This is a genomic window from Providencia sp. PROV209, assembly GCF_028479485.1.
Lineage (GTDB): Bacteria > Pseudomonadota > Gammaproteobacteria > Enterobacterales > Enterobacteriaceae > Providencia > Providencia alcalifaciens.
Window position 1 is genome coordinate 42,990 of record NZ_JAMPNR010000007.1, and the last position, 20,138, is coordinate 63,127.

The 20,138-nt window shown below is 41.0% G+C and carries 18 protein-coding genes; 11 read left to right on the top strand and 7 right to left on the bottom strand.

Annotated elements, in window-relative coordinates; translation table 11 throughout:
• Positions 1-37: 37 nt before the first annotated feature.
• The 3 genes from PR795_RS07050 (at position 38) to PR795_RS07060 (ending at position 2,922) form a co-directional block, all read left to right on the top strand.
• Positions 38-973 (top strand): LysR family transcriptional regulator, encoded by a 936-nt coding sequence (locus PR795_RS07050; RefSeq protein ID WP_006659359.1) that lies wholly within the window; start codon positions 38-40, stop codon positions 971-973.
• A gap of 183 nt (positions 974-1,156) precedes the next feature.
• On the top strand, positions 1,157-2,044 hold the full coding sequence (locus PR795_RS07055) for a hypothetical protein (RefSeq protein WP_006659358.1): 888 nt from the start codon (positions 1,157-1,159) through the stop codon (positions 2,042-2,044).
• Between the two features lie 143 nt (positions 2,045-2,187).
• Positions 2,188-2,922, top strand: coding sequence for a vWA domain-containing protein (locus PR795_RS07060; RefSeq protein WP_006661032.1), 735 nt, complete (start codon positions 2,188-2,190; stop codon positions 2,920-2,922).
• Positions 2,923-2,997: 75 nt separating this feature from the next.
• Here PR795_RS07060 and efeB read toward each other — a convergent pair whose 3' ends face one another.
• From efeB to PR795_RS07085, 5 genes are all read right to left on the bottom strand, one after another.
• Positions 2,998-4,287, bottom strand: a complete 1,290-nt coding sequence (gene efeB, locus PR795_RS07065) for an iron uptake transporter deferrochelatase/peroxidase subunit (protein WP_272516758.1) — start codon at positions 4,285-4,287, stop codon at positions 2,998-3,000.
• An 11-nt stretch (positions 4,288-4,298) separates the two neighbouring features.
• Entirely contained in the window at positions 4,299-5,186 is an 888-nt protein-coding gene (locus tag PR795_RS07070) for an EfeM/EfeO family lipoprotein (protein ID WP_006659355.1), read from the bottom strand.
• Entirely contained in the window at positions 5,179-6,036 is an 858-nt protein-coding gene (locus PR795_RS07075) for an FTR1 family iron permease (RefSeq protein ID WP_006659354.1), read from the bottom strand. Before PR795_RS07075 ends, PR795_RS07070 begins: the two co-directional genes overlap by 8 nt.
• Before the next feature lie 8 nt (positions 6,037-6,044).
• Positions 6,045-6,383 carry a cupredoxin domain-containing protein gene (locus tag PR795_RS07080; protein WP_006661035.1) on the bottom strand — a complete coding sequence of 113 codons (339 nt, stop codon included), beginning with the start codon at positions 6,381-6,383 and terminating at the stop codon, positions 6,045-6,047.
• Positions 6,384-6,483: 100 nt separating this feature from the next.
• Positions 6,484-7,041: an iron transporter gene (locus PR795_RS07085; RefSeq protein WP_006659352.1), complete on the bottom strand. Its 558-nt coding sequence runs from the start codon at positions 7,039-7,041 to the stop codon at positions 6,484-6,486.
• A 266-nt stretch (positions 7,042-7,307) separates the two neighbouring features.
• Between PR795_RS07085 and PR795_RS07090 the strand changes: the two genes are divergently transcribed.
• The 3 genes from PR795_RS07090 (at position 7,308) to PR795_RS07100 (ending at position 10,587) form a co-directional block, all read left to right on the top strand.
• Positions 7,308-8,237, top strand: a complete 930-nt coding sequence (locus PR795_RS07090) for a DUF7916 family protein (protein ID WP_006659351.1) — start codon at positions 7,308-7,310, stop codon at positions 8,235-8,237.
• A 165-nt stretch (positions 8,238-8,402) separates the two neighbouring features.
• Positions 8,403-9,737 carry a 30S ribosomal protein S12 methylthiotransferase RimO gene (gene rimO / locus PR795_RS07095; protein WP_006659350.1) on the top strand — a complete coding sequence of 445 codons (1,335 nt, stop codon included), beginning with the start codon at positions 8,403-8,405 and terminating at the stop codon, positions 9,735-9,737.
• A 217-nt stretch (positions 9,738-9,954) separates the two neighbouring features.
• Entirely contained in the window at positions 9,955-10,587 is a 633-nt protein-coding gene (locus PR795_RS07100) for a helix-turn-helix domain-containing protein (protein ID WP_272516759.1), read from the top strand.
• Between the two features lie 660 nt (positions 10,588-11,247).
• On the opposite strand, the gene PR795_RS07105 is transcribed toward PR795_RS07100, so the two are convergent.
• Positions 11,248-11,877, bottom strand: coding sequence for a LuxR C-terminal-related transcriptional regulator (locus PR795_RS07105; protein WP_181480172.1), 630 nt, complete (start codon positions 11,875-11,877; stop codon positions 11,248-11,250).
• A gap of 634 nt (positions 11,878-12,511) precedes the next feature.
• Here PR795_RS07105 and rarD point away from each other — a divergent pair.
• Together rarD and purT are read left to right on the top strand one after the other, a co-directional pair.
• Complete coding sequence (gene rarD, locus PR795_RS07110; RefSeq protein WP_036978602.1) at positions 12,512-13,438, top strand: EamA family transporter RarD; 927 nt, start codon at positions 12,512-12,514, stop codon at positions 13,436-13,438.
• A gap of 163 nt (positions 13,439-13,601) precedes the next feature.
• A complete protein-coding gene (purT, locus tag PR795_RS07115; protein ID WP_181480171.1) occupies positions 13,602-14,780 on the top strand; it encodes a formate-dependent phosphoribosylglycinamide formyltransferase in 1,179 nt (392 codons plus the stop codon).
• 47 nt (positions 14,781-14,827) lie between these two features.
• On the opposite strand, the gene PR795_RS07120 is transcribed toward purT, so the two are convergent.
• A complete protein-coding gene (locus PR795_RS07120; protein ID WP_181480170.1) occupies positions 14,828-16,435 on the bottom strand; it encodes a GMC family oxidoreductase in 1,608 nt (535 codons plus the stop codon).
• A gap of 358 nt (positions 16,436-16,793) precedes the next feature.
• Between PR795_RS07120 and PR795_RS07125 the strand changes: the two genes are divergently transcribed.
• The 3 genes from PR795_RS07125 to PR795_RS07135 all read left to right on the top strand — a co-directional run bounded on the left by PR795_RS07125 (position 16,794) and on the right by PR795_RS07135 (position 20,135).
• The gene (locus PR795_RS07125) at positions 16,794-17,282 is read left to right on the top strand and encodes a WG repeat-containing protein (RefSeq protein ID WP_006659344.1); all 489 of its coding nucleotides are present in this window, start codon (positions 16,794-16,796) and stop codon (positions 17,280-17,282) included.
• 394 nt (positions 17,283-17,676) lie between these two features.
• Positions 17,677-19,830 (top strand): carbon starvation CstA family protein, encoded by a 2,154-nt coding sequence (locus tag PR795_RS07130; protein ID WP_036961560.1) that lies wholly within the window; start codon positions 17,677-17,679, stop codon positions 19,828-19,830.
• Positions 19,831-19,931: 101 nt separating this feature from the next.
• Entirely contained in the window at positions 19,932-20,135 is a 204-nt protein-coding gene (locus PR795_RS07135) for a YbdD/YjiX family protein (RefSeq protein WP_006659341.1), read from the top strand.
• Positions 20,136-20,138: the final 3 nt, after the last annotated feature.

Here is a 20,138-nt window from a genome sequence, read left to right on the forward strand (position 1 = left end):
TGATAAGAATAACTATCCATTTAAGTGAGGAAATCCAATGACTGAGCCATGGCAGCGTCTTCCTGCATTAACCTTAAAGCAGTTGCAATATTTTGTGACCCTCGCTCAGTTGCGCCATTTTACCGAAACAGCGAACCGTCTCGCCGTGAGCCAGCCTGCGCTGAGTAGCGCGTTACGGCAAATTGAAACCGTGATTGGCGGTAAATTAATTAACCGTACTGCAGCCTCTGTCACATTGACCGAATTGGGCGCGGCGATTTTACCTCATGCGGAGCGTATTTTAAGTGTGTCGCATCGTGGGTTTAGCGATATTCAGAAAATTATTGAAGAGGGGGGCGATGGCACATTACGTATTGGGCTGGTGCCTTCCGTGAGTTCGTTATTATTCCCGATGATTCCTGAGCAATTACAGCTATATTTTCCTAAGTTGAATGTGGAATTTTATGACCAAACGAATGACTCGCTAGTGAATAAATTGGTCAATAACGAAATTGATTTTGGCATCGGGGTTTTGGATAGTTCAGTTCCTGAAGAATTAACGCTGTACCCACTTCAAGATGATCCGTTTGTGGCGGTGATCCATCGTGATGAATTTATTTCTGATAATGCATTTCACTTACCTTGGAAACTATTAAATAACCGTGATATTGCGATGTTTTCAAAAGGAAATATTCACCGATTGGTGACGGCAACGATTGAAAGTAATCGGCTCAATATCAACCCTCGTTATCAAGTCGACTATATAGAAACCTTATATGGTTTGGTCAGGTCGAAATTGGCAATTGGCATTCTGCCTCAGTTATATACCGTTCATTTACGGGATCCTGAGCTTAAAGTTTTACAATTACAACAACCAGCTCTGACGCGTTCGATTTCGCTAATGCGTAACAACCAAACATTGACGCCGATGATGGAATCGGTATTTCAGCTATTATTTAAAGTATTAAGACGCTCGCATACTCATAAGTATTAATTCGACATCATAAATCTAAATATAATTTACCGTAATACATGATGATTGTTTGATTTATAACAAGTGAAGAGTGTTAAGCACTAATCGTAAAACTATTTTTATTCAAATGAATAAGATTATTGCCCTTGATTGTTTATTTTTTGGTCGCATATCTAGGTGGTCAATAAGATGTTGGGGGAATAAATGAACGCTATATTGAAAGTCAGCCTACTCACGACAGCCATGCTATTGGTGACAGCCTGTGGCGATCTGGACATTATGGGGAATAAAGGAAAGTTTTATTATAGCAATCCAACAGAAAAAACAATTTCATTTAAAGTTGATGGCAAAGAGTATCGCGTTGAACCTAACCAATTTGGTTCGGTTGCATTAGCGAGTGGTGAGCATACTCTGGAAGATGCACTCGGTCATACAACTACTTTTATGGTATTTGAGCACAACTCTGGCGGGATATTAAACCCGAATCACGGGGTATATTATACTTTTTCTGAAGTGTATACCGACCAACATGACTATAAGGGATATCAGCCCACCCAGTATGATGTCACTATTTATGGACATGAATTAACGCTACCGATTAAAAGTAGCAATGCGACTGTCATTGATGGCAATTTATTTCGTTGTACTTATCCGATTGGAAAAGCTTTGCCGGGCGCGGTAAATAAGCAATACAAGCAAGAAGATATTAAATCGAAATGTTTTGATCAGTCTGAATTGATTGAATATTTCGCGAATGTGCACGACCAAAATTTAGTGCCTAACACCCCTCAAAATGAAGAAAATAATTCAATTAGCCAGCACTTAAGTTATCAAGTGCCGGAAGTCACGTTTAGTGACCCACAGGTGCAAACTGTCGCGAACGAGATTGTGGCATTAACGGAAACACTAAAACATGCTGATAAAGTCGATATTCATCAAGATTTGAATAAACAATATCACCAATTAACGGTTCAGCTTGTTGAAACGTTCACACAAAGCCCATCTAGTCAGATTGCGGCGGAATATATAAAGTTAAATAAGTTTATTAAACAGATTAATCAAATCCGAAATTACGGAGTGTGGGTGAGATAAGTATATTCCATTAAGTTTATGTGAGTGTTTTGATAATTAAGAATTTGCTTATAAATTAAACAGAGTAATCTTATGTGATATCCCGATGAAACAAGGAAACTAATCGATAGTTTCATTAGGATAATATGATAAGAGGCTCGGTGATGAATTTATTTAAAACGTCATTTTTTACTACGATATCCGCTATTTTTGTATTATTTTTTTCCAATGTTTCGAGCGCGACATCAGTTATTGAACCAATTAAAGATCCTGAAGTATTAGACTTGGTTTTTATTTTAGATAAAAGTGGTTCTATGTCGGGTTTTGAGTCTGACACAGTGGGTGGATATAACAGCGTACTGACTGAGAACAGAAATAAAGCGAATAAAACCTTTATCACGACAATTTTATTTAATAATAAAACGAGTTTACTACATAATAGAGAACCTATTGATAAAGTTAAAAATCTTACCTTGAATGATTATTCTGTCGGGGGAAATACCGCATTATTAGATGCGATTGGTGATAGCATTATTAAGATGCGTGAGAATAGAAAAATCACCAAGAATAATAATGTATTGTTTGTGATTATTACCGATGGTGAAGAAAACAGCAGCACTAAATATAGTCAAGATAAGATTAAATCGATGATTAAATCCGCTGAAGTTGAAGATAAATGGGACTTTATTTTCTTAGGCGCCAATATTGATGCAATTGCTGAGGCTGACAATATTGGTATCAAGCGTTCAAATGCGACTGGCTATGTTCAGGATGGCACGGGTTACGATAAAGCGTATAAAGCAGTGAATAAAGCCGTAGAAGCTAAACAGAGTGCTGCACCAATATCAGAGGAATGGAAACAGGAAGTTGAGCAAGACGCGAAGGATCGTAAAAAATAATAAGACAATAACTATTTTAGTTTATAGAAAAAAGCTAAAAGCCCCGAGCTGACTATCGGGGCTTTTTTTATGGCATTATTTTGTGGATTTCAATGCCGAAAATAATCCTTTGGCGAGCTGATCTTCAGCGGATTTAATTCCCGGTAAAACGAAATAGTATCCCCCGCCAAATGGCTTGATGTAACGCTCGAGAGGTTCACCATTTAAGCGTTTTTGGGTATCAATAAAGCCGGTTTTTAAATCTTTTTGATACGAAACAAAAATGAGCCCCATATCCAATGCGCCGTTATCGGTTAATCCTAAAGAATAACTGTAACTGCGGCGGCGTAATTTTGCAGTATGGCGACTTGGGTTTCTTGGCTCCGCACGACGCATATGAGAGTCAAATAGCACGCGATCGCCGTGAGGATCTTTCTCGAAAGCGGGGTCATCCATCTCATGCTTCATACCCATTGGTGCGCCAGTTTCTTTATGGCGTCCAAAGTCATTTTCTTGATCTTCCAGTGGTGTTCTATCCCAGAATTCAAGATTGAAGCGAATAAGGCGAACGGCTTGGTAGGTACCGCCAATACACCATCGTGGCTCTTTGCTGTCTTCGGTGACCCAAATCAGTTCATTCATCAACGCATTATCATCTGAAGGCGCATTTCCGGTGCCATCTTTAAAACCGAATAAATTGATTGGGGTAGTGTGTCTGTCGATATCCCGTGACGGTAGGAAACCATCGATTTTCCATAAGGGGAACCAATAAGGCGAGGTATGGCGCAATACATCGCGTAGGGCATAAATCACGCTTTCTTGGCTATTCGCACAAATTTGTAGGACCACATCTCCACCACACCATTTGTCTTCTAGGCGGTCATTCGGAAAACTGGTCATTTCCACCAATTGGCGTGGCTTTAGCTTCTCTAACCCAAAACGTGAGTCAAACAGGCTATCTCCCAAAGAAACGGTGATACTCAGAGAATCTGGCTGGATGAGCGTTCCTAAAATACCGGACTCCGCAGGAGGCATTTTATCATTCTGATTTGGCGAGGATTTTTGTACTTGCGTTAGAAAGGCAATGCGTTGAGTTAATAGATCAAACAGCGATTGCAGCTCATCAATGGATGTCGATGTAATATGAAACGCAATAAACGAGGCATGCTTTTGTTCAGGGGTAAGTACCCCAGCTTGATGAGAGCCTAAGTAATTGATGCTTTTATCATAAGTCAGTTGGCAATCGGCAATCGCCGCTTTAGCGCTGAGGGCGGGGGCGGCGAGAATTGCGCCACCCATGACTAATGTTTTCAGTGCATGGCGTCGAGAAATATTGGTCTGAGAAAAACGGGAAGAATCTAACTCGTTTTTTGGTTTAGCTTGCATAAACTTATGCCTTAATATTTATAGTAAACATCAACATCTAACTGAGCGCGCAATGTGGCGAGTAGCTCAGCTTGTTGCGTTAACAGAGAATAGAGTGTCATTTTGTCTTGTTGTTTTAGTTGGCTATAAGGTGCGTATTGCCCTTTAGCTAATTGATATGACTGCACTATTTTATTAATTTTCTGATCATTTTCTTTTATTTGATCAAGAGTTTTGGCTTCAACAAATGGGCTGATAACATCGATGATCACTTGAGAGCCTTTGGCATTCGCCGCCATATCGAAGAGATCTGTTTGGCTATAGATATTCTCTTTACCTGACAATTTGGTCTCAAGGATCATTTCGATAAAATCAGCAGAAGCTTGAACCAACTTAGGAATTTCAATGGTTTCGGTCAGTACACGTTTTTGCAGATCACGGCCTTTGAGTAATAGCTCATCAGAGGCGGGGAGCGCTGCTTTTAAATCTTGCTGAGAGAATAATAGATATTCAACAAGGTGGAACCCGACAAAGCGGTAATCTTTTTCTTTATCCAGAAAATAATCTGCACGAGAATTGATGGTACGGTCAGTATTGCCAAATAACACAATGATTGGGCGTACCGTTTCATAGTGCTGGTGAGCTTGGATATAGGCTGCTTTAGCCTGTGCCAGTTGACCTTTCTGTATACTTTGATTGAGTTTCTCTAACTGCTCGACCATTTCACTTAACTCCTTATTGACAAAGGTTAAGTATTCTTGAATGGCTGGTTGATATTTTTCGGGGGTGGGAATATCGCCTTTGGCAATAATGATATTATCCCCCGTTTGCACTGGGGAGCGTAGGGCTTTGCCGTGCGCAGTGGATACCATTAATGAGGCAAATATCATACTGATTGCTAATCTAGAGGTTTTACGCATTTTGTAAGTTCCGTTTAGCGGTATGGCGTTTGTTCCACATAAATAGTGCGATGATCACAATCCAGTAGATAACAAATGTGATGACACTTAACCAAATGGGTTGTGAGCGATACGCAAAGAATGATGAGATAAAGTTTCCTGCAACGCCAGAATCATCCAGTAATGCACTCGTATCCCATGCTGGATAGATTAAAAATTCAGGGATTGGATAATCAAATTCAATCATTAAGTTTGAAATTTCTTCGACACCCCTTAGCAGTAAAGATAGGGCGAGAAACAACAAAATCACGCCTGTGACTTTGAAGAAAATCTTCCATGAAATGATGCGGTTAGTTAATAAGAATGCGTATAACGTCATACCTGCAATGACAATACCAGCCGCCACTTCAAAGATAAATTCATTCGCGTTTGCTGACGTTAACGACATGATAAAGCTAGAGAGGAACACGACGATTTCGCTGCCTTCACGCGCAATGGCGATGGCAATAATCAGTGTTGCACCCCACCAACTGTGATGTTCGGCATTACGATTAATACCGGATTCCAGCTCTTTTTTCATCGAGCCGCCACTTTTATTCATCCAATAAACCATTTGGACAATCAATATGCAGGCGAGGATCTCCATGACTATCATGAAAATCGATTGACCGGTGTCATCAAGGACATTGAAGACACCGTAAATGAGTAATGCCAGTAAAATGGACATGGCAATACCTAACCCAACCCCGCCCCATAGGTACTTCATACCATTTCGAGCGTCTGGGTGGCGTTTGATCCACGCGTAGATGATACCGATGACTAATAGCGCTTCAAAACTTTCACGCCAAACTACAAAGAGAACTTGCCCCATGTTGGATCCTACTCTTTAGCAATGATCTCGCCTTTTGGGTGAGAAAGATGGAAATCGTCGAAAAATGTGTAACTACCTGGTTTTAACGGTGCAATAACAACAACAGAGCTTGCGCCTGGCGCCAATACTTTCTCTTTACGTAGTTGTAAGCTTTCAAATTCTGCGGGTTCAGTGCCAGTATTGGTAATTTTGATGCGAATAATGGTTTTGGCTGGTACTTCGAGAACGCGAGGGATTAAATCCCCATTCTTCATTTCTAATTCAACCGTATATTTTTCGGCACTTAATGCGGATTGCGAAAATAATGCGCAAATAAAAACCAGTAAAAAGCTGAGTAATGTTTTCATTGTTGGCTCAAACTTATTGAAATTGAGAGTTTCTTACTAGCGAAAAAGGGCTCGCGCGGAATATTACCCCCGCGAAAGCCCCCAGCGCATCATTGAAAAACTAGTAGCTGCCTTTACGACCTATGCCTGCATAGTCAAAGTCCCAAGAGACTTCAAACGGTTCAAACCAAGGTGCAACGCCTGTTTCTTTATCAATGTGACGACCGAAAGCGGCTTGTTGGTTATGTGAAGGTGGGTAAATTTTGTAGGTTACGCGATATTTACCGTTACCGTTCAGTTTAATGTTTTCACCATAGTGAGGACCATCGCTAGCCACCATCGGCATAAAGGTGCCTGACTGGGTCTGTGGTTTATCACCCAGTTTTGTGACGGTATATTCAACGGTTAAGTAAGGCATCCAATCGCCTTCTGCAAAGCCATTCGGGTTCTCTTCTACGGCATGAATGTCAGCTTCTAAGTGAACGTCGGCTTTATCCGCAGGTAGGTGCGCCATTTTGTGGTGACCTTCTTCGGTATCCATGGTGATAGGTTGTAAATAAACACCTTGGATTTCCATGCCGTTTTTAATGACTGGATGACCGAGAGGATATTCTTGTGCAAAGGCGGATAGAGAGAATAAGGCTAAGCCCGAAACGGCTGCCTGATAAGCGAATTTCATTATGACATCCTTACCTGAATGAAGTTAGAAACATAATGATAATCATTACTATTAATGAAAAACAAGCAGAATGTTTTAATGGATAGTTAAATTTACCCTATGAATATATTTAAATTTAATATTAATCAAAGTGTTAATGTTTCCTTTTTTAGACATAAAAAATAAGTATTAGAAAGGTGATGTTGTTCAGACTCTCTAGTGGGTTCCACATGTTATAGTCAAAACACTTTCTCTCTTTTCTTGGGCACAAAGCCGAGGTTTTGGAAATGCAAAAACGTTATTTGGATTGTTCCGCTTCTGAAATTGCAAAACTCAATAAGAAGAATTTATTGGAGGCGATTAAAGCGAGTGAAGGTCGGCTATTGGTTAGCGAAACGATTGGAACCATTCAACCTGTTCTGATGAATGTCACGAATGCAGAGCTAGCGGCAAGTCAAGGTGCAGATATTCTGTTACTGAATGTCTTTGATGTGAATCACCCGGAGATGCAAGGGTTACCTGAAGGTACCGCGCCAGATGAAATTATTCGTACCCTAAAACATTTAACTGGGCGTGCTATTGGCGTCAATTTAGAACCCGTTCCCGCAGGCTTTAATAATCCACATCAAGATAAACAGTGGCAAATATCTGAAGGGCGTTTAGCAACGGTAAAAAATGCGCTGAAACTAAAACAGATGGGCGCAGATATTATCGTGTTAACAGGCAATCCGGGTAATGGCGTTACTAACCAAGAAATTAACCAAAGCTTAAAAGAGTTAAAAGCGGTGGTGGGGGAAGATGTTGTGCTTATTACGGGGAAAATGCATGCAGCAGGGGTATTGAATGCGTCCGCCGAACAGCTTATTACGGAAGATGATATTCAATCTTTTATTAAGAGTGGGGCTGATATTATTTTACTGCCTGCACCGGGCACGGTACCGGGTATTTCATTGGAATTTGTGCAAAGAATGGTGAGTTATTGCCATTCACAACGCGTGATGACCATGACAGCGATCGGGACTTCTCAAGAAGGGGCTGATCTGCAAACTATTCGTCAAATCGCGTTAATGTGTAAAATGGCTGGCACGGATTTACATCACATCGGTGACTCCGGCTATAACGGAATTGCTTTACCGGAGAATATTTTGAATTACGGCATTGTTATTCGAGGTGTCAGACATACTTATGCTCGTATAGCTCGTTCAATTAACCGTTAATATTTTGCTGTTTATCCCAGAGGAATTCCCGCGTGATTTAGGCGTGGGGTTCCATTCAAAATGACATTCATATCGCTAAAAAAACATACAATTCCCGCTATACTTCAGGTAAAATCCAGCCCATTTTTTAAAACAATATCTATAACACAATAAAAGAAGTGAGTTATGTCGCAAAATACGAATTCAGTGCCAAAGATTGGCTTTGTTTCACTTGGCTGTCCAAAAAACCTCGTTGACTCAGAGCGCATCTTAACGGAGCTGCGCACTGATGGTTACCAAGTCGTTCCAAGCTACGACGATGCCGATTTGGTTATCGTGAACACCTGTGGCTTTATTGATAGTGCAGTTCAAGAATCGTTAGAAGCTATTGGTGAAGCATTGAATGAAAATGGTAAAGTGATTGTGACTGGATGTTTGGGCGCGAAAGAGAACCAAATCCGTGAAGTTCACCCAAAGGTGTTAGAAATCACAGGTCCACATAGTTATGAGCAGGTGCTCAATCATGTCCATCATTATGTTCCCAAACCAGAGCATGATCCGTTCTTTAGTTTAGTGCCAGAGCAAGGTGTGAAATTAACACCAAAGCATTATGCCTATTTGAAAATTTCGGAAGGTTGTAACCACCGTTGTACTTTCTGCATCATCCCTTCTATGCGAGGCGACTTAGATAGTCGTGCCATTGGTGATGTATTAAATGAAGCAAAACGTTTAGTGGAATCAGGTGTTAAAGAATTACTGGTCATTTCCCAAGATACTTCCGCTTATGGTGTGGATGTGAAACACCGAATGGGATTCTGGGATGGTAAGCCAGTGAAAACTAGCATGGTCGGGCTATGTGAACAGCTAGCATCGATGGGCGTTTGGGTTCGTCTACATTATGTTTACCCATATCCGCATGTTGATGACGTGATCCCATTAATGGTGGAAGGCAAGGTGCTGCCTTATTTGGACATTCCTCTTCAACACGCAAGCCCAAAAATTCTAAAATTAATGAAGCGCCCTGGCGCAGTCGAAAGAACCTTAGAACGCATCAAGCGCTGGCGTGAAATGTGCCCAGAACTGACATTACGCTCGACATTTATTGTTGGTTTCCCGGGGGAAACGGAAGAAGATTTCCAAATGCTGCTGGATTTCTTGCAAGAAGCGAGATTGGATCGTGTGGGTTGCTTTAAATACAGTCCTGTTGAAGGGGCAAAAGCCAATGAACTGGCTGATCAAGTACCGGAAGATGTGAAGGAAGAGCGTTATCACCGCTTTATGCAGCTACAACAAGAGATATCCACTCAGCGTTTACAAGAGAAAGTTGGGCGTGAGCTATGGGTGATTGTTGATGAAGTTGATGATGAAGGTGCCGTTGGTCGTAGTATGGCGGATGCGCCAGAAATTGACGGAATGGTGTACCTCAATGGTGAGTTTGATGTGAAGGCAGGGGATATTGTTAAGGTGCTGATTGAGCATGCTGATGAATATGACCTGTGGGGCACAGTTGTCACCGAATAAAAAACGTTCTATCATCTAGTTCGAAATTTAGCCTGCGAGTCATGTTCGCAGGCTTTTTTCGATATGCCCGATCAATTTGGGTTTTTTCTATTTTTCAAATACTTGATCTATATCATCCCGCCAAAATCTATCAAATCATAACTTGATCTAGGATATAAAACTTAACTGATAAGTTGACATAATCAAAGAGAATACTTATCGAAGAATAAGGTTGATTATGACTATAGATTTTACAATTCCCAAACTCGCACAGCTTACAGAAAAATCATCATGCTCTATTAATCCAGAGTTATTGATACAACTGGCAAGTGATACCATCACCGATGGCTTATCGTCTATCCATGATTTCGACATTGAAGGGATGTTGCTGGATAAATATGGTGAAACCTTATGGGCTAGCCGTAAATCAGAGATCTCAACTAAGTTTCCATCGGGGATATTTTCTCAAATGCAGGTCTGCACTCTCGATGACCAGCCAATTCACTCACAAGGAAATACCTATTATTTCGCGCCTATTTATGACGAAAAACATCTGTTAGCCACACTTATCTTACGTGGGGATTCGATGAGTAGTAAGTTACTTTTAGCACTCACACTGGCTTTAGGGCGGGAAATCAGTGAGAAGCTGAAGTGTCACTTTTACTGGCAAAAGCTTTCAAATAAGACCCCAGGGCATAATCTGTTCCATGATTTGAATATTCATGAAGTGGAAAAAGCGCTTATCATTGAGGCTGCATTGGCTTATGGTGGAAAAATTCAGGAGATGCACCAAGCATTAAATATGGGGCGTACAACGCTCTGGCGAAAGTTAAAGCAATATCAGATTGATATTCGAGAATACAAGCTATAGCCCTGCTAGATAAAAAAAGCTTCTACTGATTCTCTGCAAACAATGCCGAAAATGTTCGAAGCATTCAAATCACACAGCCTTACGGTAATCACTAAGCCTAACATATCAATTTATTGATTGTGGGCTCAGTCACGCCTGATGGCGAAACTATAGAGAAGAAATGAAAAAGAGCTAAGATTATCAACTTAACTTGATGGTAAGTATGTTGATCTTAGTCTTCATTTTTTAGAAATTGGTCTTAACGTAAGATTATAGATTTTTATTTCAATGAGATTGCATACTTACAGTGTGAGTGTGTGGATATGGGGGGATATATAGGTTTATATACCATTTTAAACTAAATATATTAATTTAATAATTAGCTATAAATAAGTCTTCCATTATTGATAACTAACGTAATAATTTCCATGTATAAAAATGATAGTTCAACTTATTTTATTTACCACTATTGGCTAAAAAATAGTTATCCTATGCTCATTAAATAAATAAGTGTAAATAGCATGGATTAATAGTTATTCTGAATTTTTTCTTTAAGTTAAATAATAAATATAAATAAAAATCTAATTTTAGTTATATTTTTATGGGTATTTGATAAGGAATAAAATGCCTGATGATTCTAGGCATGATCATCAGGCAGGAGAGATCTGGTGAATAAAGTCATTAAGTGTTTTCTGAATAAGTATTAATATATTCATACTCTTGGATTAATTGAGGTAATGACTTTATTCCTAGTTTTGTATAAATATTAGAGCGATGCACTTCTACGGTTCTTGGTGATAATGATAATTTTTCAGCAGTTTCCCTACTGGTATTCCCGTCTAAGATCATATCCATGATTTCACGTTCTCTGGCAGAGAGTCGATCAAATTTGTCCGATAAATAAATATATTTTTTATGATTTTCATTTTGTTTTTCGAAGTGCTCATTAGCTCCTTGAATAGCGCTTAGAAACGTTCGATCATCAAATGGAAATGCATAAAAGTCAAAGGCACCAGCTTTAAAGCAGTCCCGGCACAGTGTTGCAGAGGCTTCTGGGGCGATGACGATAACGGGTACAATGGCTAAAGATTGAGTAATGTTTTTTAATTTATTAATATAACTTGAGTTATTGTCTACAAATAATAAGATACAATCCTTTGCATTCTCCTCTTTAGGATAAGTATAAGTACTAATAAATACCTGTTCGTCATTATAGAATTTAAAAATAAAATCAAAAGATTCCATCTTTGATTTCAGTTTATTCTTAAAGACATTATCATTTTCAACGATTACATGAATGGCGCTATTCATCACCAAACTCCTGTTAAACGGATTTGACATTCAAATTAACATAGTTAAATAGGATGAGAATAATTTACCGATGAAAATGGTAATGTATTTTCAACTATTCTTTTTTATAGATTATTGCTGAACGTAAATGATATTAAAAAAAGAACTTGCCTAATTTTAATATAAAAAAGAAACAAAAGTTAAAGTATGTGTCAAAACGTAACATCTGTTTAATGTTTTGTAACAATATAGAATTTTAAACTTGGCTTACGATTATTATGTTTTCTAGATAACACGAAAATAATGTTATTTAGCTAAGTAATAATATCGCAAATTGGTAGTCATAAAAAGCACTATTAGCAATTTTATGAAATTTTATTAATCATCCTATGAAATATTTTTATCTTTTTTTAAATTTATCACCAGAAAATTAAAATTTGTCTCAGTCAAATAGTACTGTCACTCAAAAATGAGTGAATACACGTAATTGAACGTTTAAAAGTATTGCATAATTTACGTATATTTTATTAAGGGAAGTGTTTAAAGGAGTTAAGTGGCGAGGTTATTCTCATTATAGTTTGCACATCAACCTACACTCTTTCATTTATTGGCGTATTATAGAGGCAAATTGGTCATACTTTCAGACGGATAAATTATGTTGCTGCGTTCAGGGGTAGCATTGGCTATCTTTTCCTACATCCTTTGGGGGATAACCCCGCTGTTTTATCGACTGTTACCTGATGCTCAAGCCATGGAGTTGCTGGCTCAACGATTGATCTGGTCTATTCCCTTTTTATTTGTTATTCGATTACTTATCAAAAACAAATCATTATGGAAGCAAGTATGGGCGGACAAACGCTCGATAGTGTTATGTCTTTTTAGTTCTTCCATTATGGCGGTGTCGTGGACGACATTCACTTATGCCTTAACGCACGGGCAAGTACTTGCCGCGAGCTTGGGCTACTTTATTAACCCGCTATTTTCCATCTTGCTTGGCGTGATTTTTTTACGGGAACGTTTGGTCTTTGCTGAAAAGTTGGCTGTCGTGTTTATTTTTTCGGGAGTGGTTTACCAAATTATTCAATATGGCGAGCTACCTGTTTTAGCTTTAGTGATGGGGAGCGCATTTGCTGTTTATGGATTGATCCGCAAATTTATCCGCTTTGATGTCATTACGTCTCTATTCTTGGAGGCCTTATGGCTATTACCACTGGCAGTCGGTATCACTTGGTGGTTATCTGCCCATGGTATCAGTGCAGTAGCAAACGGGGATTGGCAAACGAAAATACTCTATATGCTAGCGGCACCTGTTACTATCATTCCACTCTTGTTCTTTACCGCAGCTATTAAGCGCACAACGCTGACGGTTATTGGCTTAGCACAGTATATAGAGCCAACCATTCAATTCTTATTAGCGGTGTTCCTGTTTAATGAAGTGTTCGACTGGGTTAAAGGTGTGAGCTTCACCCTTATTTGGATTGGTTTACTATTCTGTGTCTTAGCGTTGTTGCATAAGCGCTATGGCAAGGGATCTCGCCGCCAACCGTATGTGACGGGGCGTGATGAGCCACCACAAATTTAGCCTGTAATTTTAAGCGATTAGCGTTATTTTCTAGTCGGTATATTGCCTATTGGCTTTTCGATGATAGTCAAGGCAAACGATTGCGTATATAATCCCAACCATCTTTTTATACATTATCTTTTTAAGCAGCAAAATTAATCTCTTGGGATATAAGGTCATTATCATGAGCCAATTAGGTACTGCACTTTGTTCTAGCGCGACAAAAGTTATGCTTCTCGGATCTGGGGAGTTAGGTAAAGAAGTGGCGATTGAGTGCCAGCGTTTAGGTATAGAAGTGATTGCGGTCGATCGTTATGACAACGCACCTGCTATGCATGTTGCTCATCGCAGCTATACTCTCAATATGCTAGATGGCGACGCATTGCGGCAGTTAGTGGCGAGCGAAAAACCGGATTTTATTGTGCCAGAGATTGAAGCCATTGCGACAAAAACCTTGGTTGACTTAGAGCGACAAGGGCAGAAGGTTGTACCCTCTGCGAATGCTGTTTACCTCACGATGAATCGTGAAGGAATTCGCCGTTTAGCGGCTGAAGAGTTGCAACTACCCACCTCTGAATACCGTTTTGTAGAAACCAAAGCGGACTTTGAAGCTGCTGCCCATGAAATTGGTTTCCCATGTATTGTCAAACCGGTGATGAGTTCTTCAGGCAAAGGGCAGAGCGTGATCCGTTCCGCGGAGCAGTTAGACAGTGCGTGGAACTACTCTCAAGAAGGCGGTCGAACGGGTCAAGGACGCGTTATCGTCGAAAAGATGGTGAATTTCGATTTTGAAATTACGTTATTAACTGTCAACGCGGTAGATGGCGTTCATTTTTGTGCGCCAGTGGGCCATCGTCAAGAAAAAGGTGACTATCGAGAGTCTTGGCAGCCACAGACCATGAGTGACGTTGCTTTGAAAAAAGCGCAAGACGTGGCGAAAAAAATCGTGACAGCGTTAGGGGGATACGGTTTATTTGGTGTGGAATTGTTTGTTTGTGGGGACGAGATTATTTTTAATGAAGTCTCTCCGCGCCCTCATGATACTGGCATGGTAACACTGATTTCCCAAAATCTTTCTGAATTTGCTTTACATGTTCGCGCTTTTTTGGGCTTGCCAATTGGTTCTATTCGCCAATACGGTGCCAGCGCATCGGCGGTTATTTTACCGGAACTTCATAGTCGTAATGTGGTTTTCACGGGAATCGATGAGGCATTAAATTCTGATATTCAATTGCGCTTATTTGGTAAACCGGAAATCGCGGGAACTCGCCGTCTAGGTGTGGCATTGGCGATTGGGGATTCGATAGAGCAAGCGTTAGAGATGGCGAAAGTGGCGGCGGCTAGAGTGAAAGTAACAGGTTAGTGATTATCCCCCGCCTGTTGGGTTTTGGCGGGGGCTTTTTAGGGTGATTATTGTCTATCTTCAATAATCATCGCGGCAGCGCGTTCCGCAATCATAATGGTTGGTGCATTGGTATTGCCACTTGGAATTTCAGGCATCACGGAGCAGTCCACCACGCGCAGCTTATTTATTCCGTGAACACGAAGACGTAAATCAGTGACGGAATTTGCAATATCGGTACCCATACGGCAAGTACCAACTGGGTGGTATACGGTTTTACAGAAATTACGTACAAATTCTTCTAATTGACCCTCATCATGCTGAACTTGGGCAGGTGGCATCAACGTATTTTTACTGACAGCTTGTAATGATGGCTGGCTTAACACATCTAAACCAAATTTTACCGCACGTTTGCAACCCTCCATATCTTCAGGATCAGCTAAGTAATTGGCATGAATTTTTAATGGGTCTTGCGGGTTTTGGCTACGCAGTAAAATTTTTCCGCGAGACTTAGGTTGTAAGTAACCGACTTTCAGTGAAAAACCATGAGCGGCGGGTAGAGGCTCTCCCGGTACATCATCCCAGCTATCTAAAATAGGTAAAAAGTGAATTTGCACATCAGGGCGGCCTTGGTTACAGCTGTCTTTAAAGGCGGCGCCTTCTAAAACGTTAGAGGCGAGTAGCCCACTGCGAAATGCCATCCACTCAAAACCATGCTTGATAGCGGCAAAGCCTTGGTCTGCACCAAATAAGCTGATGGGTTCTTTGGTGGTGACGTTGATGGACATGTGTAGGTGGTCATGAAAGTTTTCGCCTACCGGTAAATTAGCCACTGTTTTGATCCCTAAAGCGGAAAGGTGTTCTTCTGGTCCGATACCAGAGAGCATCAATAACTTCGCGGATCCCATTGCGCCGGAGCAAACCAGCACTTCTTCACGAGCAAAGGCTTCGACTTCGTGACCATTTTTACCTTGGTAAGCCACGCCAACTGCTTGTCCATCGCGAATAATAATGCGATTAACTTGGATATTAAGTTTGAGAGTTAAACGGTCGCTATTTGCCACTGATTTCAAATAGGTTTTGGAGGTGCTGGCTCTTTCCCCATTATGTGTGGTGGTTTGATAGAAACTGGTTCCTTGTTGGCTCTCGCCATTCAGGTCATTAACGTAAGGTAAACCATGTTCTTGAGCCGCTTGAATGAATGCCATAGAAAGTGGATGGCGATAGCGGTTTTCGCTAACGGGAAGGGGTCCTTCAGTGCCGTGGTATTCACCCGTTAGGCTTTCGTTGCGTTCGGCTTTTTTAAACCACGGTAGAACATCTTGATAACCCCAGCCTTCACAGCCGTACTTTTGTTCCCAGTTATCGTAATCTTGTTTTTGCCCACGAATGTAGATCATACCGTTGACGGAACTACTGCCTCCCAGCACACGACCCTGAGCAATTTGCATTTTGCGGTTGTTGGCATGAGGTTCTGGTTCGGTTTCATAGGGCCAGCTTTTTTGGGCAATAATTTTTGCGACCCCTGCAGGCATACGGATAAACATGTGGTTATCGCTACCGCCTGCTTCAATGAGCAGCACGCGAGCTTGGGTTTCTTGAATCAGGCGAGCGGCGAGAACACAACCTGCGGAGCCTGCACCGACAATAATATAGTCATATTTTTGTGTGCTCATGTTCACTCTCTTATCTAAATTAACATCAAATCATCATTTATTTAACAATACCCTCTTGAATTATTAATGTATAAATAATGTTCCGTTAGTGTGATTGGCTTCAAAAATAATTTCCTATGTAACTATTTTTGATTTTCTCTATTTATTGTTATTTAAGGAGTAAATATTTATTTTTCGATTTTAGCTCTTAATCGTTATTGTTATTAATAAGTTAATGTTTTGCGTTTTTGACGACTTTTAGTGCTAGAAAGAAAGAGTAAAAGTGCAGTCCCATAAAGGAATTGCGTATTGTCTGATACCCATTTTTGTGACTTTGGGAGATTCTGAGTGCTCGATAAAAATGAATGGGTGTTTATCAATGAAAGCGAGACTCATAAAAAGCAGTTTGATGGGATTATGGGGTACGATGTTCATGGCAACAGTGGCTCAAGCCATGCCGATTGAGGACCAATTTCAGCTAATGGCGGAAGGTGAGAGTGAAAAAATCCGTTGCTTTGAATCTTCTTCGCCTTTCCTTTATTGTCTTAAAGGAAGCGTATACACAAAAAGTGGTATTAGACTCGTGGATAAGCACGGTAATGAAGTGTATCAATTTTACTATTTTGATAATGGTCTCGACCCTGAGAGTGAAGGGCTATACCGAATTCGTCAGGGTGAAAAGATTGGTTATGCCAACGCAAGAACTGGAGAGATTGTGATTAAGCCAATCTACGATTGTGCATATCCATTCGAAAACGGTAAGGCCAAGGTTGGTATGAAGTGTCAGCAACAAACAGATGGGGAACATCGCTGGTGGGTAGGCGGTGAATGGCAAGAAATTGTTAATCCTTTGAATATGAAAAATTAGCGTTTTATTCATGTGTTAAGTGCATAAATTTAACAAAATTCACAATGCAAACATGATTTTAAATATTGTTTAACTTATTGAAATGAAAAATATTTGCAATATAGATCACATTTTTCAAGGGTTTGGCGTCGCTTGAAAACCATTCACTGCAAAAAACTAACCGCTTAATTCTGTATGCCACCACTCAAGGTAACTTTTCTCTTTTCCTGATAGTAATTTCTTAACATACCCACTATGGCAGAACTCAATTTTTCACATTCAAAATCATTCAACCACTGCCTATTAAAAAATTATTTGTTATTCATCGAAAGCGACTAAAACCAACGCTTTCGCCGTTTAATAAATCGCAATTACGCATTAATGGCATGTTCGTTCTACCTCAGAAGGGTGTTCTATGAACAAAAATGGTATTTTAAAACACATTCCATGGATGATCCTCGGGATCATCGGTGCAATCTGTTTGGGTGTTGTCGCGTTAAGACGTGGCGAACACATCAGTGCACTGTGGATCGTCGTCGCTTCCGTGGCGGTGTATCTGATTGCATATCGTTACTACAGCTTATATATCGCTAAAAAAGTGATGCAGCTGGATGAAACACGTGCTACGCCAGCGGTCATTAATAATGACGGCTTAAACTATGTTCCAACCAATAAGAACGTTCTGTTTGGTCACCACTTTGCAGCTATCGCAGGGGCGGGTCCATTAGTGGGACCCGTATTGGCGGCTCAGGTTGGTTATTTACCGGGAACGTTATGGCTGTTAGCTGGGGTGGTCCTTGCGGGGGCGGTGCAGGACTTTATGGTGCTGTTTATCTCCTCACGCCGTAATGGTGCATCCCTTGGTGAGATAGTTAAAGAAGAATTGGGGCCAATTCCAGGTACACTGGCACTGTTTGGCTGCTTCTTAATTATGATCATTATCCTTGCGGTATTAGCATTGATCGTGGTTAAGGCTCTGGCAGAAAGCCCATGGGGTGTGTTCACGGTTTGCTCCACTGTGCCGATTGCGCTGTTTATGGGGATATACATGCGCTATATCCGACCAGGACGTGTGGGTGAAATTGCCGTTATCGGTATTGCACTGTTAGTCGCTTCTATTTGGTTTGGTGGTGTGATTGCTCATGACCCATACTGGGGGCCAGCGCTGACCTTTAAAGATACGACGATTACTTATGCATTAGTCGGTTATGCGTTTGTTTCAGCATTATTGCCAGTATGGCTGATTCTGGCTCCTCGTGACTACTTAGCGACATTCCTGAAAATCGGGGTTATCGTTGGTTTAGCGGTGGGTATTGTTATCCTGAACCCTGAGCTGAAAATGCCAGCGGTGACACAGTTTGTTGATGGTTCAGGTCCAGTGTGGAAAGGTACACTGTTCCCATTCCTGTTCATCACCATTGCGTGTGGTGCGGTGTCTGGTTTCCACGCCTTAATTTCTTCGGGTACGACGCCAAAACTGCTCGCGAACGAAAAAGATGCGCGTTACATCGGTTACGGTGCGATGTTAATGGAATCTTTCGTGGCTATCATGGCGTTAGTCGCCGCTTCTATCATCGAACCAGGTCTGTACTTTGCAATGAACACTCCACCATCAGCATTAGGTATCACTATGCCTAACCTGCATGAGCTGGGTGGTCCAGATGGCGCTGCAATTATGGCGCAACTGAAAGATGTTTCTGCTCATGCGGCAGCAACAGTGAGTTCATGGGGCTTTGTGATTTCGCCTGAACAAATCATGCAAACAGCAAAAGACATCGGTGAACCTTCTATTCTGAACCGTGCGGGTGGTGCGCCAACCTTAGCTGTCGGTATTGCGTTTGTATTCCACGAAATTATGCCAGCTGCCAACATGGGCTTCTGGTATCACTTCGGTATTCTGTTTGAAGCGCTGTTTATCTTAACCGCACTGGATGCGGGTACCCGTTCTGGTCGCTTTATGCTGCAAGATTTACTGGGTAACTTCGTGCCATTCCTGAAGAAAACCGACTCTCTGTTTGCGGGTATCATCGGCACTGCGGGATGCGTAGGTTTATGGGGTTACTTGCTGTATCAAGGTGTTGTTGACCCTCTGGGCGGCGTTAAGAGCTTGTGGCCACTGTTCGGTATCTCCAACCAGATGTTGGCAGCGGTGGCGTTAGTCCTGAGTACTGTTGTACTGATTAAGATGAAACGTAGCAAATATATCTTAGTGACTGTGTTACCAGCAGTATGGTTATTAATCTGTACAACATGGGCATTAGGACTGAAATTATTCAGCGATAATCCTCAACTGGAAGGTTTCTTATACTTAGCGAAATCTTACAAAGAGAAAATCGCCGCAGGTGGTGCTGATTTAACGGCACAAGAAATTACGAATATGAATCACATTATTATCAATAACTACACCAATGCGGGTCTGAGTATTCTGTTCTTAGTGGTGGTTTACGGTATTATCTTCTTTGGTATCCGTGTGGCAATGAAAGCCCAGAAAAACCCAAATCGTACAGATAAAGAAACCCCTTATGTTCCTGTTCCTAAAGAGGGTGTGAAAGTGTCATCATCACACTAAGGACACAAAAATGATTCGAGATTTTATTCACTCGAAACAGTAAGGGAAGCCCGACATTGTACAAAAATGCAGTGTCGGGCATTTTGCCTTTGGAGAGAGTTATGTTTGGAAACTTGGGTAAAACCGGAAAATATTTAGGTCAGGCGGCTCGAATGCTGGTCGGGATCCCCGATTACGATACCTATGTGCAGCATATGAAAGACAATCACCCAGATAAACCCGTGATGACCTATAAGGAATTTTTTCGTGAAAGACAAGATGCTCGCTACGGCGGTGGTGGTAAAGGCGGATTTCGCTGCTGTTAACGG

What these genes read in the sequence shown, in the direction of transcription:
- rarD (WP_036978602.1), top strand. Translation starts at nt 12,512, where the DNA reads ATGTTGCTGCGTTCAGGGGTAGCATTGGCTATCTTTTCCTACATCCTT.
- PR795_RS07050 (WP_006659359.1), top strand. Translation starts at nt 38, where the DNA reads ATGACTGAGCCATGGCAGCGTCTTCCTGCATTAACCTTAAAGCAGTTG.
- purT (WP_181480171.1), top strand. Translation starts at nt 13,602, where the DNA reads ATGAGCCAATTAGGTACTGCACTTTGTTCTAGCGCGACAAAAGTTATG.
- PR795_RS07070 (WP_006659355.1), bottom strand. Translation starts at nt 5,186, where the DNA reads ATGCGTAAAACCTCTAGATTAGCAATCAGTATGATATTTGCCTCATTA.
- PR795_RS07105 (WP_181480172.1), bottom strand. Translation starts at nt 11,877, where the DNA reads ATGAATAGCGCCATTCATGTAATCGTTGAAAATGATAATGTCTTTAAG.
- PR795_RS07125 (WP_006659344.1), top strand. Translation starts at nt 16,794, where the DNA reads ATGAAAGCGAGACTCATAAAAAGCAGTTTGATGGGATTATGGGGTACG.
- PR795_RS07060 (WP_006661032.1), top strand. Translation starts at nt 2,188, where the DNA reads ATGAATTTATTTAAAACGTCATTTTTTACTACGATATCCGCTATTTTT.
- PR795_RS07100 (WP_272516759.1), top strand. Translation starts at nt 9,955, where the DNA reads ATGACTATAGATTTTACAATTCCCAAACTCGCACAGCTTACAGAAAAA.
- PR795_RS07135 (WP_006659341.1), top strand. Translation starts at nt 19,932, where the DNA reads ATGTTTGGAAACTTGGGTAAAACCGGAAAATATTTAGGTCAGGCGGCT.
- PR795_RS07080 (WP_006661035.1), bottom strand. Translation starts at nt 6,383, where the DNA reads ATGAAAACATTACTCAGCTTTTTACTGGTTTTTATTTGCGCATTATTT.
- PR795_RS07075 (WP_006659354.1), bottom strand. Translation starts at nt 6,036, where the DNA reads ATGGGGCAAGTTCTCTTTGTAGTTTGGCGTGAAAGTTTTGAAGCGCTA.
- PR795_RS07085 (WP_006659352.1), bottom strand. Translation starts at nt 7,041, where the DNA reads ATGAAATTCGCTTATCAGGCAGCCGTTTCGGGCTTAGCCTTATTCTCT.
- PR795_RS07090 (WP_006659351.1), top strand. Translation starts at nt 7,308, where the DNA reads ATGCAAAAACGTTATTTGGATTGTTCCGCTTCTGAAATTGCAAAACTC.
- PR795_RS07130 (WP_036961560.1), top strand. Translation starts at nt 17,677, where the DNA reads ATGAACAAAAATGGTATTTTAAAACACATTCCATGGATGATCCTCGGG.
- rimO (WP_006659350.1), top strand. Translation starts at nt 8,403, where the DNA reads ATGTCGCAAAATACGAATTCAGTGCCAAAGATTGGCTTTGTTTCACTT.
- PR795_RS07055 (WP_006659358.1), top strand. Translation starts at nt 1,157, where the DNA reads ATGAACGCTATATTGAAAGTCAGCCTACTCACGACAGCCATGCTATTG.
- PR795_RS07120 (WP_181480170.1), bottom strand. Translation starts at nt 16,435, where the DNA reads ATGAGCACACAAAAATATGACTATATTATTGTCGGTGCAGGCTCCGCA.
- efeB (WP_272516758.1), bottom strand. Translation starts at nt 4,287, where the DNA reads ATGCAAGCTAAACCAAAAAACGAGTTAGATTCTTCCCGTTTTTCTCAG.